The sequence below is a fragment of the Pseudomonas sp. NFACC13-1 genome (assembly GCF_900104425.1).
Lineage (GTDB): Bacteria > Pseudomonadota > Gammaproteobacteria > Pseudomonadales > Pseudomonadaceae > Aquipseudomonas > Aquipseudomonas fluorescens_AA.
In genome coordinates this window covers 1-1,331 of sequence record NZ_FMXV01000073.1, presented here as the reverse complement: position 1 = coordinate 1,331, position 1,331 = coordinate 1, and the positions used below count along the sequence as shown (strand labels likewise).

Genomic DNA, 1,331 nt, shown 5'->3' with positions numbered 1-1,331 from the left:
CAGCCTACCACCTTAAACTTGGACAACCAACGCCAAGCTGGCCTAGCCTTCTCCGTCCCTCCATCGCAATAACCAGAAGTACAGGAATATTAACCTGTTTTCCATCGACTACGCTTTTCAGCCTCGCCTTAGGGACCGACTAACCCTGCGTCGATTAACGTTGCGCAGGAAACCTTGGTCTTTCGGCGTGGGTGTTTTTCACACCCATTGTCGTTACTCATGTCAGCATTCGCACTTCTGATACCTCCAGCAAGCTTCTCAACTCACCTTCACAGGCTTACAGAACGCTCCTCTACCGCATCACTTGCGTGATACCCGTAGCTTCGGTGTATGGTTTGAGCCCCGTTACATCTTCCGCGCAGGCCGACTCGACTAGTGAGCTATTACGCTTTCTTTAAAGGGTGGCTGCTTCTAAGCCAACCTCCTAGCTGTCTAAGCCTTCCCACATCGTTTCCCACTTAACCATAACTTTGGGACCTTAGCTGACGGTCTGGGTTGTTTCCCTTTTCACGACGGACGTTAGCACCCGCCGTGTGTCTCCCATGCTCGGCACTTGTAGGTATTCGGAGTTTGCATCGGTTTGGTAAGTCGGGATGACCCCCTAGCCGAAACAGTGCTCTACCCCCTACAGTGATACATGAGGCGCTACCTAAATAGCTTTCGAGGAGAACCAGCTATCTCCGAGCTTGATTAGCCTTTCACTCCGATCCACAGGTCATCCGCTAACTTTTCAACGGTAGTCGGTTCGGTCCTCCAGTCAGTGTTACCTAACCTTCAACCTGCCCATGGATAGATCGCCCGGTTTCGGGTCTATTCCCAGCGACTAGACGCCCTATTAAGACTCGCTTTCGCTACGCCTCCCCTATTCGGTTAAGCTCGCCACTGAAAATAAGTCGCTGACCCATTATACAAAAGGTACGCAGTCACCCAACAAAGTGGGCTCCCACTGCTTGTACGCATACGGTTTCAGGATCTATTTCACTCCCCTCTCCGGGGTTCTTTTCGCCTTTCCCTCACGGTACTAGTTCACTATCGGTCAGTCAGTAGTATTTAGCCTTGGAGGATGGTCCCCCCATATTCAGACAAAGTTTCTCGTGCTCCGTCCTACTCGATTTCACTTCTAAGATCCTTTCGCGTACAGGGCTATCACCCACTATGGCCGCACTTTCCAGAGCGTTCCGCTAAAATCAAAGAAGCTTAAGGGCTAGTCCCCGTTCGCTCGCCACTACTAAGGGAATCTCGGTTGATTTCTTTTCCTCAGGGTACTTAGATGTTTCAGTTCCCCTGGTTCGCCTCTTGCACCTATGTATTCAGTACAAGATAACCATCTT

1 rRNA gene is annotated in these 1,331 nt (G+C 50.7%); it reads right to left on the bottom strand.

Going from position 1 to position 1,331, the window contains the following annotated elements:
- A 23S ribosomal RNA gene (locus BLQ55_RS31070) occupies positions 1 to 1,331 on the bottom strand; the annotation flags it as partial.